Below are 12,120 nucleotides of genomic sequence, written 5' to 3'. Positions count from 1 at the left end.
AGATGAACATGCGTATTCCCTTTGCACTCGCCGGCCTGATGGCCGCCGTCACCACGCTGGCCGCCACGGGCCAGGCCATGGCCCAGGACTTCAAGCCGCGCATCGTGCGCTTCGGCTATGGCCTGGTCGATGAGTCCAACCAGGGCCGCGCGGCGCGCTTCTTTGCCAAGGAGGTCGAGAAGGCCACGGGCGGCAAGATGAAGGTGCGTGCCATCGGCAATGCCTCGCTGGGCTCGGACACCCAGATGCAGCAGGCGCTGATCGGCGGCGCACAGGAAATGATGGTCGGCTCCACCGCCACCCTGGTGGGCCTGTCGCCCGAGATGGCCGTCTGGGACACGCCCTTCCTGTTCAGCAATGTCAAGGAAGCCGACGCCGTGCTGGACGGCCCCGTGGGCGAGAAGGTCAAGGCCACGCTGGAGCCCAAGGGCATGGTGGGCCTGGTCTATTGGGAAAACGGCTTCCGCAACCTCACCAACAACAAGCGCCCCATCGCCAAGATGGAAGACCTGGCCGACGTGAAGCTGCGCGTGATGCAGAACAACGTCTTCCTGGACAGTTTCAAGGCCCTGGGCGCCAATGCCGTGCCGCTGCCGTTCTCCGAGCTGTTCACGGCGCTGGAGACCCGTGCCGTCGATGGCCAGGAAAACCCCTTCAACACCGTGCTGTCCAGCAAGTTCTATGAAGTGCAGAAGTACCTCACGGTGTCCAACCACGTCTACAGCCCCTGGATCGTCACCGTCAGCAAGAAGTGGTGGGACACGCTGAGCCCGGCCGAGAAGAAGGTGCTGCAGGACGCCGCCGTCAAGAGCCGTGAGTTCGAACGCAAGGACACGCGCGAGGAAGCCGCCAAGGCCCTGGCCGACATCAAGGCCAAGGGCATGCAGGTCAACGAGCTGCCCGCCGCAGAAGCTGGCCGCATGCGCGACAAGCTCGCCGCGGTGAATGCCGGCATTGCCAAGACCGTGGGCCAGGGCACATGGGACGAGGTGCAGGCCGCCGTCAAGCAGGCGCGCGCAGTGAAGTAAGCTTCGGAACAGGGCCGGACGCACCTGGGAGGGATGCCCCGGCCGACATTTCCCATAAAGACAACGCGACAGAGAGAAAACGCGCGCCAGCGCATCCGCAGGAACCCCGCATGAGCACCATCCACCCCATCGTCGAGCAGGTCACGCGCCGCATCCGCGAGCGCAGTGCCCAATCACGCGCCGCCTACCTGGAGCAGGTGGACGCCATGGCCGCGCGCCCGCCCGGCGCCCAGTCCATGGGCTGCGCCAATGTGGCCCATGCCTTTGCGGGCATTCCAGGCGGCGACCGCATACGCATCGTGGAAGAGAAGGCGCCCAACGTCGCCATCGTCACCGCATACAACGACGTGCTCTCGGCCCATGCGCCGCTGGCACGCTATCCCGACATCCTCAAGGACGAGGCGCGCAAGCTCGGCGCCACGGCGCAGGTCGCCGGCGGCGTGCCGGCCATGTGCGACGGCGTGACCCAGGGCGCGCCCGGCATGGAACTGAGCCTGTTCAGCCGGGATGCCATTGCCATGGGCACGGCCATCGCGCTGTCGCATGACGTGTTCGACGCCGCGCTGATGCTGGGCATTTGCGACAAGATCGTGCCGGGCCTGCTGATCGGGGCCCTGCATTTCGGCCATCTGCCCACGGTGTTCGTGCCGGCCGGCCCCATGACCTCGGGCCTGTCCAATGGCGAAAAGGCCAAGGTGCGCGAGCAGGCCGCGCAGGGCCTGGTGGGCCGCAAGGAACTGCTGGCTGCCGAAACGGCTGCCTACCACGGCGAAGGTACCTGCACCTTCTACGGCACGGCCAACAGCAACCAGATGCTGCTGGAGGCCATGGGATTGCATGTGCCGGGCACGGCCTTCATCAACCCGGCCGAAGGCGAACGCGAACTGCTCACGCGCGAGGCCATGCGCAGCGTGCTGGCCATCACCAAGAACCGCCGCTTCGCACCCATTGGCCATGTGGTGGACGAGCGCTGCATCGTCAACGCCATGGTCGCCTTGCTGGCCACGGGCGGATCGACCAACCACCTGATCCATTGGGTGGCCGTGGCGCGTGCGGCAGGCATCGTCATCGACTGGAATGATTTTTCGGAACTCTCGGGCGTGGTGCCGCTGCTGGCCCGCGTCTATCCCAACGGCAGCGCCGACGTGAACCAGTTCCAGGCCGCAGGCGGGCCGGGCTACGTGATCGGCCAGCTGCTGAAGGCCGGCCTCATGCATGGCGATGTGCTCACCGTGCGGCCCGAGGGCCTGCAGGAATTTGCGCGCATTCCCGCCGTGGAAGACGGCCATCTCGTCTGGCACGAGGCCGAAGTCTCCGGCGACCTGTCCGTGCTGCGCCCGGCCGATGCGCCTTTCAGCGCCACGGGCGGGCTCAAGCTGCTGTCCGGCAACCTGGGGCGCAGCGTGATCAAGGTCAGCGCCGTGCCCGAGGACCGCCATGTGGTCGAGGCGCCCGCGCGCGTCTTCGACTCGCAGGAAGCGCTGCAGCAGGCCTTCAAGGCCGGCGAGCTGGACCGCGATGTCATCTGCGTGGTGCGCTGGCAGGGTCCGCGCGCCAACGGCATGCCCGAGCTGCACAAGCTCACCCCACCGCTGGCCGTGCTGCAGGGCAAGGGCTACAAGGTGGCCCTGGTCACGGACGGCCGCATGAGCGGTGCCTCGGGCAAGGTGCCCGCCGCCATCCATGTCTCGCCCGAGGCCTGCGTGGGCGGGCCGCTGGCGCGCCTGCAAGACGGCGACCTGGTACGCCTGGACGCCGTGGCCGGCACCCTGGCCGTGCTGGTCGATGACACCGAATGGCAGCAGCGGCCCCTGGCCACCATGCCGCAGACACTGCGCCAGGCCAACGGCCGGGGTTTTGGCCGCGAACTGTTTGCCGGATTCCGGCGCCACGCGCTCAGCGCAGAAGAGGGAGCTTGCACATGGATCAACGACTGACGGCACTGGCCATCATGCAGGACGCGCCGGTCATCCCGGTCATCGTCCTGAACAACGTCGCACATGCCGTGCCCATGGCCCAGGCCCTGGTCGCGGGCGGCATCCGCGTACTGGAAGTCACGCTGCGCACGCCCGAGGGCCTGGCCAGCATCGAAGCCATTGCACGTGCCGTGCCCGAAGCCATCGTGGGCGCCGGCACCGTGCGCAGCGCCGCCGATGCCCGCGCCGCCGCCAGCGCCGGTGCGCGCTTCGCCGTGAGCCCCGGCTACACCAGCGCACTGAGCCAGGCCTGCCAGGCCCTGCAGCTGCCGCTGCTGCCCGGCGTGGCCACCAGCGGCGAAATCATGGCCGCCCAGGATGACGGCTTCAACGAACTCAAGTTCTTCCCCGCCGTGCAGGCGGGCGGCACGGCCATGCTCAAGGCCTGGCAGGGTCCGTTCGGCGATGTGCGCTTCTGCCCCACGGGCGGCGTGTCGCCGGCCAATGCCCATGAGTTCCTGGCCCTGAAGAATGTGGTCTGCGTGGGCGGCTCCTGGCTGGTGCCCACGGATGCGCTGGAGCAGGGCGACTGGAGCCGCATCACGGCGCTGGCCCGCGAGGCCAAGGCTCTGCGTACAGCCTGACGCCAGGGCTGATTGGTCGCAGCGGGGCGCTGCGGCACAATCGTCGCCCTCCAGCCAGACGAGAAGGCCGCCGCCATGATGAAGATCGACTCCACCACCGTGCAGCTTGTGCTTGCGATTGCCGAGGAGGGCAGCATTTCGCGCGCGGCCGACAGGCTGCAACTGGCGGTGGCGGCGGCCTCGCGGCGGCTCAGTGACCTGGAGCAGCAACTGGGCGCCAGGCTGTTCAAGCGGCAGCCCCATGGAGTGCGCGCCACCGAGCCTGGCCTCAAGCTGCTGGCCCATATCCGCCAGATAGGCAACCTGGTGGAGCGGCTGGAGGCCGACGCCCAGGCGCTAGGCCGCGGGCGCGACGGCCGCATCATCATCGGCGCCCCCAAATCCGCCATCCTGCAGTTCCTGGCTGCCGACATCGCCGTCACCCAGCGGCGCTATCCCCACATCACGCTGCAGGTGATGGAGGAGAACAGCCGCATCGTCCAGCAACTGCTGCGCGACAAGGTCATCGACATCGGCATCTTCGAGAAGACCAGCGGCTTCGTGGATCTGCCACGCTCCGACTACCGCAAGGACAGCCTGGTGCTGGTCTACAGCCGCAGGCATTTCAGCTTTGCCGTCGAGCCTGTGATGCTGGACCAGTTGCTGGACTGCCCCATCGTCAGCCTGGGCCGGGGCTCGGCCATTCTGGCCGCTTTGCGACGCGCCCACCGCAGCCGGGGCAGGGTGTTTCGCAACGATTTCGCCGTCAGCGGCTTCGACACCATGCTGGCCCTGGTGCGCGAAGGATTGGGCGTGGGGCTGATGCCACTCGGTGTGCTGCGCAGCTTCCACCCTGAGCCCGACCTGGGTTGGGCCACCCTGGAAGGCGACTGGCACGAGCGCAGCTACGTGCTGTCCTTCATCGAAGGCCAGGCCCAGGAACAGGCGCTGCGCAACGTCGTCGCCGCCCTGCTGCAGGGCGAACGCGCGATCTGACCCTTCTGGTTTCGCAGATTGCGAAACCAGGCATGCGGCACACAGGCTTGCCGCGATATCGGCGCCCGGCGACAGTGACTGCACAACAACGATGTGCAGGAGACAGACATGAAACGCCGCGACTTCATCGCGGCCGGCGCCACCGCGCTGGCCGCACCCTGGGCAGGGGCCGCGCCCCCGGCCTCCGAACTGCCCAAGGGGCCCGTCAAGATCCTGGTGGGCTGGGCACCGGGCGGCGGCACCGACGTGTTCGCGCGCATCGTGGGCCAGAAGCTGTCCGAGATCTGGGGCCGGCCCGTGATCGTGGAGAACAAGCCTGGCGCCACGGGCTCGCTGGCGGCCGAGTACTTTGCCAAGACCCGCTTCACAGAAGGCATCAACCTGCTGATGGCCCATGTAAACACGCACGCCATCTCGCCGCAGATCTTCAGATCCATCACCTATGACCCGCTCAAGGACTACGCGCCCATCGCCCTGATCGGCGCAACGCCCCACATCCTGGTGACCAGCAGCAGGAACGGCCATGCCTCGGTGCAGGAAGTGGTGGAGCTGTGCCGCAAAAGCCCCGGCAAGGTCAGCTTCGGCTCTTCGGGCACAGGTTCGGTGCAGCACCTTGCGGCCGAGATGTTCAACATGGCGGCAGGTGTCAAGAGCATCCACGTTCCCTACAAAGGGTCCGGCCCCATGCAGACCGACCTGATCGGCGGTCAGATCGACTTCAGCTTCGACACCATGACGGCCGCCACTGCCCAGGTCCGCGCAGGAAAAATGCTGGGCATCGCCCAGACCCGCGTGAACCGTGCCAAGGGATTCCCGGCCATGCCCACCATGGACGAGCAGGGCTTCAAGGGCTTTGACGCATCGAGCTGGTACGGCGTCGTCGGCCCGCGCGACATGTCCAGGGAGTTGGCCCAGCGCATCAATGCCGACATCAACCGCGTGCTGGCCATGCCCGACGTGGTCAGCCGCTTCGACGGATACGGCGTGGAGGACGGTGGTGGCTCCGTGGACAAGTTCGCGGCCTTCATGGCTGCCGAATACAGGAAGTGGGGCGACGTCGTTCGCGCCGCAAAAGTGACCGAAGAAAGCTGAGGACCCGGCATGAGCAATCCCCAATCCAACCCGCTGCAACTGCCCCTGCAAGGCATCCGCGTGCTCGACGTCAGCCAGGTCATGGCCGGCCCATTTGCCTGCATGCTGCTGGCCGACCTCGGCGCCGATGTCATCAAGGTCGAGCCTCCGGGCACCGGCGACCAGACGCGCGGCGCCATGGGCTTCAAGATGAAGGGCCCGGACAGCATGGGCTTTCTGAACATGAACCGCAACAAGCGGTCGCTGACGCTGGACCTCAAGAGCGAGGAGGGGCGTGAGGCCTTCTACCAACTGGCCACGACAGCCGATGTCATCGTCGAGAACTACCGGCCCGGCGTGGTCCAGCGCCTGAAGATCGACTATGAAAGCATTCGCCGCATCAATCCGCGCATCGTCTATGTCAGCATCTCGGGCTTCGGCCAGAGCGGCCCCTGGGCCCAGCGGCCGGGGTTCGACCTCATGGCCCAGGCCATGTCGGGCGTGATGAGCGTCACCGGCTACAAGGGAGAGAAACCCGTCAAGGCCGGCGTGCCCGTGGCCGACATCGGTTGCGCACTGTTCGCCACGTACGGACTGCTGGCCGCCTACATCGGCGCACAGAAGACAGGGCAGGGCCAGCACATAGACGCCTCGCTGTTCGACTCGGCCATGGCTTTCTCGATCTGGGACATGTCCGAATACTGGGGCACCGGCGTGCCGCCCGCGCCGCTGGGTACCAGCAACAAGATGAGCGCCCCCTATCAGGCCGTGAAGGCGCGCGATGGCTACTTCGTCATGGGCGCCACCAACCAGAAGCTCTGGGCCAGGCTGTGCGCGCTGATCGAACGCCCGGATCTGCTCGAGCATGCCGACTACGCCACCGTGGCGCTGCGCCTGAAGCACCGCGAGGCGCTGATAGGCGAGCTGGAAGCGGAATTCGCCCACCACGACAGCGCCGACTGGGTGGACCGCATGCTGGAGGCAGGCATTCCCGCAGGCCCGCTGCTCACCTATCCGCAGGCCTTCGAGGGCGAACACGGCCAGCACCGCGGCATGTGCATGGAGATCGACCATCCCATCGAAGGCAAGGTCAAGAACATCGGCTTTCCCGTCAAGATGCTCGGCACGCCCCAGCAGGTGCGCCGCCATCCGCCGCTGCTGGGCGAGCACAACGCAGAAATCATGGCCGAACTCCAGGCACTGAAGGCCGCCGCATGAGCACGGCCCTGCATGAATCCGTGGCACTGACCGTTCACGCCGGGGGCGCGGCCGAGATCCTCATCGACCGCCCCGAACGCCACAACGCCATGAGCATGCCCATGTACGAGGCATTGCTCACGGCCTTGGAGCGCTGCCAGGCCGACCCGGCCATCCGCTGCGTGATGCTGCGCGGCGCGGGCGGCAAATCCTTCATCTCGGGCACGGACATCGCCTACTTCAAGGACTTCAATGACGGCCAGCAAGGCATTGCGTACGAAGCATTCGTGGAGCGCGTGATCGACGCCGTGGAGCGCATCGCCGTGCCCACCATCGCCGTCATCGATGGCTGGGCCGTGGGTGGCGGCCTCGCCCTGGCCACGGCATGCGACTTTCGCATCTGCAGCACGGGCTCGCGCTTCGGTGCGCCGATTGCCAAGACGCTGTCCAACACGCTGTCATCACGCAACATCGCGCGCCTGGTGGCCAGCCTGGGCGTGCCGCGCGTCAAGCGCATGCTGCTGCTGGCCGACTACCTGTCAGCCGGGCAGGCCGAGGCCTGCGGGTTCGTGCATGCGGTGGTGCCGGCAGATCAATTGCAAGCCCAGGCACAGGTGCTGGCCGAGCAGCTCATGGCCTTGTCGGCAACCACCCAGTCAGCGGTCAAGGAAAGCCTGAGGCGCATCGTCGTGGAGCAGCGGCTGGATGATGAGGATCTGGTTTCTGCGGTTTATGGGAGTGGGGAGTTTCGCGCTGGGGTGGCGGGATTCAACAGGCAATGATTTGAGCCAGCCTTGCCAGAATCTGGCGCAATCCTACAAATTGCTTGGCTAAACTCCACAGCCTGGAAAGAGGCGGTGGCTGCATTCTTGGCCTGAAAGAAAAGGCCGGTTGCTGCGCGTAGCCGCCCCTCAGATCAACGCAGCCCGAGAAATCCCATGCAAATCAAGAAATGCATTTCCGTCCTGCTGGCCAGCAGCTTCATCCTGCCGGTTCTGCCTGCGCGTGCAGGCGAAGAGACGGTGCAGCTCATGTCCAATGGCCGCTACCAGACCTACAGCCTGCCCGACGATGCGCAGCAGGTACAACTGGTCGAGACCTTGGCTGGCAACTGCAGCTACAACCAGAACTGGGGCTATGACCTGGGCCGCCGGGAGATGTGGGTCAAGGGCGGCTGCGGTGGGCGTTTCCGCATCCTGACCGGCCTGCCCCAGGGCGCGCAGGGCCAGGAAGGCGGGAGCGACAACACGGGCGCATGGATCGCCGGTGCCGCCGTGGCAGCCATTGCCGGCGCCGCCATTTTGGCGAACAAGCGCGACAAGGACCGCGAACGTGACCGCGACGACCAGTGGAACGATGACCGCTATCCGGGCCAGCAGCCCGGCTATCCCTCGTGGGGCGGACGGGAGGTGCGGGGCCAGAACGGGCTGTGCCTGGATATATCCGGGGGGCTTCGCCCAGGCAATGGGCTCATCGTCTACCACTGCAGCGGCGGTGAGAACCAGCGTTTCACGTTGACGCGTGATGGCGAGATGCGCGTGGGCGACCTGTGCCTGGACGTGGCCGATGGCAACACCCGCAATGGTGCGCGGGTGATTGCCTGGCAATGCCGCAACCAGCCCAACCAGAAATGGGACTGGAGCCGTGGCCAGATCCGCAGCCGCTTTGCCAACAAGTGCCTGGACATCGAAGGCGGCAATGCCCGGCCGGGCCAGCCCGTGATCGTGTGGTCCTGCGCCGGCGGCCCGAACCAGCGCTGGAACTGAGGACGCTTGTTGCGCAAGCTCTCTCCCGCGCCCGGGCCAGTGCCCGGACGCAACGCCGTCTCGGGCTTCCGGCGGCTGGGGCCCTTGCAGTGGCTGGGCCTGATCACTGGTTCCGTGCTGCTGGGCGATGCCGTGGTGCTGATGGCACGCGGCATGTTCAATCTGGGCGTGACGCTGCCAGCGGTGCTGGGCCTGCTGTTCATGGCCTGCAGCTTCTGGCGCTCGGCCATTGCGCGCAGGCTGCGCGCCAGTGCCTGGCTGCGGCGCGCCTGGTGGCTGGGCTGGGCGGCGTTGGCGCTGTGGCTGGTCAGCCTGCTGGTGTTCTGGGCGCACCTGCTGTCCGCCTCGTCCGGGTTGCCACCGGACCAGCCGGTGCAGGCCATCGTGGTGCTGGGCAGTGCCACGCGTGACGGTCAGCCGTCGCTCACGCTGGCCCAGCGGCTGGATCGCGCTGCCGAGCTGGCCGCCCGCCAGCCCAAGGCGCTGGTGCTCACCAGCGGCGGGGTGGACTTTGGGGAAAGCGAGAGCGAAGGCGCCATCATGGCGCGCTATCTGCAGCAGCGCCACGGCCTGCCGCCCGAGCGCCTGCTGATGGAGGAACGCAGCACCAGCACGGCGCTGAACCTGGTCTGGAGCCTGCCCCTGCTGCAGGCGCGCGGGGTGGAGCCGCAGGCGGCAATCGCCATCGTCACCAGCGACTTCCACACCCTGCGCGCCGGCTGGATAGCCGAGCGCAGCGGCTACGGCCAAGCCTTCACCGTGGGTGCGCCCACGCCCGTAACGATCCGCGCCAACGCCTGGCTGCGCGAGTACTTTGCGGTGATCAGCGGCTGGGTGTTGGGGGAGTTCTGAGCCGCCTGTGCGATGGACTGCAGCCTTGCGGATTGGCTCCACAATGTGATTCTTCATAAATCAACAGGAGTGAGACAGTGGCAAGCGAACAGCGTCCTTTCCGGGTTCTGGGCATACAGCAGGTGGCCATCGGCGGCACCGACAAGCAGCGCATGAAGCGCCTGTGGGTGGACATGCTGGGCCTGACCCAGACCGGCACATTCCAGAGCGAGCGCGAGAACGTGGACGAAGACATCCTGGCCATGGGCCAGGGCGCGCACAAGGTCGAGGTGGACATCATGCAGCCGCTGGACATCGACAGGAAGCCCGCCGTCCATACCACGCCGCTGAACCATATCGGCCTGTGGATCGACGACCTGCCGCTGGCCGTGCAGTGGCTGACGGAGCAGGGCGTGCGCTTTGCGCCCGGCGGCATCCGCAAGGGCGCTGCCGGCTACGACATCTGCTTTCTGCACCCCAAGAGCAATGACGAGTTTCCGATCGCTGGCGAGGGCGTGCTGATCGAGCTGGTGCAGGCGCCGGCCGAGGTGATTGCCGCCCTGGGCTGAGACGCCTTCAGGCGAAAGGCTGGACGCGCCGCTCGGCATGCTCCAGCAGCCATAGCCTTTTTCGGGCGCGCGTCATGGCCACGTACAGGCGGTTGCGCTCCAGAAAGGCCAGCGCGTGCGGGGCCGAGGCCGGAAAGCGGCCAGGCTCCATGAAGGGCAGGGCGACATGCTCGTATTCCTTGCCCTTGGCTTCCTCGATGGTGCTCAGATGAAAGTCGAAGCCGCGCTCGGCCCGCACGGTTCGTTCAAAGCGCGTGGCCATGGCGGCCACCTGGGCCAGCATGTCGGGCACGGCCATGCCCGCCACCGAATCCATGAAGGCCTTCACGCGCTGACGCAAGGCCGCCGCCTGGGCCTGCGACAGGGCCACGCCCGCAAAAAGGCCCCAGACATCGGCCTGCTCCAGCAGGCTGCGTGCGTCTGACTGAAGCGCCAGGGGCAGCTGCAAAAAGCTGCCAAAGGCCTGGAAGTTGCGTTGCCCGCCCTGCAGGCTGGACTGGTTTCCCAGGAATCGCCAGATGATCTGCGGGTTGTGCAGCATCTCGCCCGCCATGCGCTGGGCCAGCGTATGGCGGCTTGATGGATCGGCCATGTCGGCACCATCCACGCTGCCCTTGCCGTAGAAAAGCGCGCCTTCCACAAAGGCCGCCAGCGTCTCGCTGCCCAGCACGCTGACCTCGGCCTTCCATGACAGCGCCTGCATGCCATGTGCATAGCAAAGGCCCAGCAGCAGGGCAATCTCGCGCTGCAGGTAAAAGCGCTTGAAGCCGTAGAAGCTGGCGGACTTGCCGGCGCGGTGGATGGCCCATTCCAGCGCGCAGGCATCTTGCTCATGGCGCAGGATCACGGTCAGCGAGGGATTGCGCGCGCCGGGCGACGGAAGCTCACCCGGCGCCGCCGTTGGCGTGCCGCGCGCCAGACCGGCCTGGATCTGCAGCAGCTGGTCAATGCACTGGCTGTCATCGGTGTGCTGCAGTTGCTGCACGGTGCTGAAGCGCGTGGGCGCCGCAGTCAGGCCAACGTTGAACAGCGCATTGACCGCCTTGGCGATCTGCGGGCCAAAGCGCCGCGACTGGGTCAGCGCCAGCGTGGCCGTGGCCTGGGGCAGGAAGTCATCGAGCTGGTGGAGCTTGTCGCGGAACACGGACCAGGCCTGTGCCTCGATGTGCTGGTTGAAGTCGCCTGCACCCAGAAAGGCGCAGCCGCTGGTTCCGACCAGGGCGCGCAGCAGTTGCAGCGAGGCCGGGTCCAGGTCATGCATCTCGTCGAACACCACCAGGTCGTAGCGCGGCAGGTCCAGCGCCTGGCCCTGCAGGGCGTCGCTGGCCAGTGCATGGCTGCAGTCGCCTTCGGCGTAGTACAGCGGGTCGCCGCAGTGGTCGATGCGGCGGCGCTCGTACTCGAAGAACAGGCCGGCCATGCGGTAGTCGAGCAAATACTCCTCGCAGAAACTGGCCAGTCCCATGCCTTCCTCGGCCAGGCGCTGGGGCAGCAACGACTTCTTGGCGCTGAGGTTGAAGTCCCAGAAGGCGTCCAGATCCAGGTCGCCGGGCTGCTCGAACAAAGGGTCGGGCTGCCAGGCCAGCCGCTCGCACAGCGCGGCATGTGCCTCGCGCACGCGGGCCTGCAGTGCCACGCGGTCGGCCAGAAAGCGGGCCGCAGGGTCGCGGCGGCGGATCTGCTGGGCCGCCCAGCGTTCCACCGTGGTGATCTGTACCTGGGGCGGCACTTCGCGCACCAGTTGCTTGAGCCGGTGGTGAAAGGCCGCCACGCCGGAGCGCGAATAGGCCAGCACCAGGATGCGCTGGGCCTGGCCGCTGCGGCAGGCCTGAACCACCTTGCAGGCCAGCGTGGTCGTCTTGCCTACGCCCGCCAGCGCCGCCACGATGGCCGAACGTCCCTCATGCGCCAGGATGGCCTGCTGCTCGCGCGACAGCAGCAGCGGTTGGCCATGATCGGTGGGAAATTCCAGGGAGCGCAGGGACATCGGAGCGAATCGGGGGAAAGTGGTGGAAAGCGGGTGGAAGCACGGGCCGTGGCAATGAAAACCGCCGTGGCGACGACGGCGGGCACCCATTGTGGTCGTTTTGGAGAGGCATCTGGCAGGTATTGGGAATCAAGGC

At 66.8% G+C, this 12,120-nt stretch carries 11 protein-coding genes; 10 read left to right on the top strand and 1 reads right to left on the bottom strand.

The window, feature by feature from the left end:
• The first annotated feature begins 8 nt into the window (after positions 1-8).
• The 10 genes from ACUTR7_RS02175 (at position 9) to ACUTR7_RS02130 (ending at position 9,997) form a co-directional block, all read left to right on the top strand.
• Positions 9-1,028, top strand: coding sequence for a TRAP transporter substrate-binding protein (locus ACUTR7_RS02175; RefSeq protein WP_088165481.1), 1,020 nt, complete (start codon positions 9-11; stop codon positions 1,026-1,028).
• 110 nt (positions 1,029-1,138) lie between these two features.
• Positions 1,139-2,965, top strand: a complete 1,827-nt coding sequence (gene edd / locus ACUTR7_RS02170) for a phosphogluconate dehydratase (protein ID WP_445608000.1) — start codon at positions 1,139-1,141, stop codon at positions 2,963-2,965.
• On the top strand, positions 2,950-3,588 hold the full coding sequence (eda, locus tag ACUTR7_RS02165; RefSeq protein ID WP_445607999.1) for a bifunctional 4-hydroxy-2-oxoglutarate aldolase/2-dehydro-3-deoxy-phosphogluconate aldolase: 639 nt from the start codon (positions 2,950-2,952) through the stop codon (positions 3,586-3,588). Before edd ends, eda begins: the two co-directional genes overlap by 16 nt.
• 75 nt (positions 3,589-3,663) lie before the next feature.
• Positions 3,664-4,563 (top strand): LysR family transcriptional regulator, encoded by a 900-nt coding sequence (locus tag ACUTR7_RS02160; protein ID WP_445607998.1) that lies wholly within the window; start codon positions 3,664-3,666, stop codon positions 4,561-4,563.
• Between the two features lie 108 nt (positions 4,564-4,671).
• On the top strand, positions 4,672-5,655 hold the full coding sequence (locus ACUTR7_RS02155; RefSeq protein WP_445607997.1) for a Bug family tripartite tricarboxylate transporter substrate binding protein: 984 nt from the start codon (positions 4,672-4,674) through the stop codon (positions 5,653-5,655).
• A 9-nt stretch (positions 5,656-5,664) separates the two neighbouring features.
• Positions 5,665-6,852: a CaiB/BaiF CoA transferase family protein gene (locus ACUTR7_RS02150; protein WP_071955902.1), complete on the top strand. Its 1,188-nt coding sequence runs from the start codon at positions 5,665-5,667 to the stop codon at positions 6,850-6,852.
• Positions 6,849-7,613: an enoyl-CoA hydratase gene (locus ACUTR7_RS02145; protein ID WP_445607996.1), complete on the top strand. Its 765-nt coding sequence runs from the start codon at positions 6,849-6,851 to the stop codon at positions 7,611-7,613. Before ACUTR7_RS02150 ends, ACUTR7_RS02145 begins: the two co-directional genes overlap by 4 nt.
• Before the next feature lie 156 nt (positions 7,614-7,769).
• Positions 7,770-8,597, top strand: a complete 828-nt coding sequence (locus ACUTR7_RS02140) for a lectin (RefSeq protein ID WP_445607995.1) — start codon at positions 7,770-7,772, stop codon at positions 8,595-8,597.
• 9 nt (positions 8,598-8,606) lie between these two features.
• Positions 8,607-9,449: a YdcF family protein gene (locus tag ACUTR7_RS02135; protein ID WP_445607994.1), complete on the top strand. Its 843-nt coding sequence runs from the start codon at positions 8,607-8,609 to the stop codon at positions 9,447-9,449.
• 77 nt (positions 9,450-9,526) lie between these two features.
• Positions 9,527-9,997 carry a VOC family protein gene (locus ACUTR7_RS02130; protein ID WP_026062485.1) on the top strand — a complete coding sequence of 157 codons (471 nt, stop codon included), beginning with the start codon at positions 9,527-9,529 and terminating at the stop codon, positions 9,995-9,997.
• A gap of 7 nt (positions 9,998-10,004) precedes the next feature.
• Here ACUTR7_RS02130 and ACUTR7_RS02125 read toward each other — a convergent pair whose 3' ends face one another.
• The gene (locus ACUTR7_RS02125) at positions 10,005-11,984 is read right to left on the bottom strand and encodes a UvrD-helicase domain-containing protein (protein WP_445607993.1); all 1,980 of its coding nucleotides are present in this window, start codon (positions 11,982-11,984) and stop codon (positions 10,005-10,007) included.
• Positions 11,985-12,120 lie beyond the last annotated feature (136 nt).

It is taken from the genome of Delftia sp. NA_296.1 (assembly GCF_052692095.1).
This window is presented reverse-complemented; position numbering and strand designations above follow the sequence as displayed.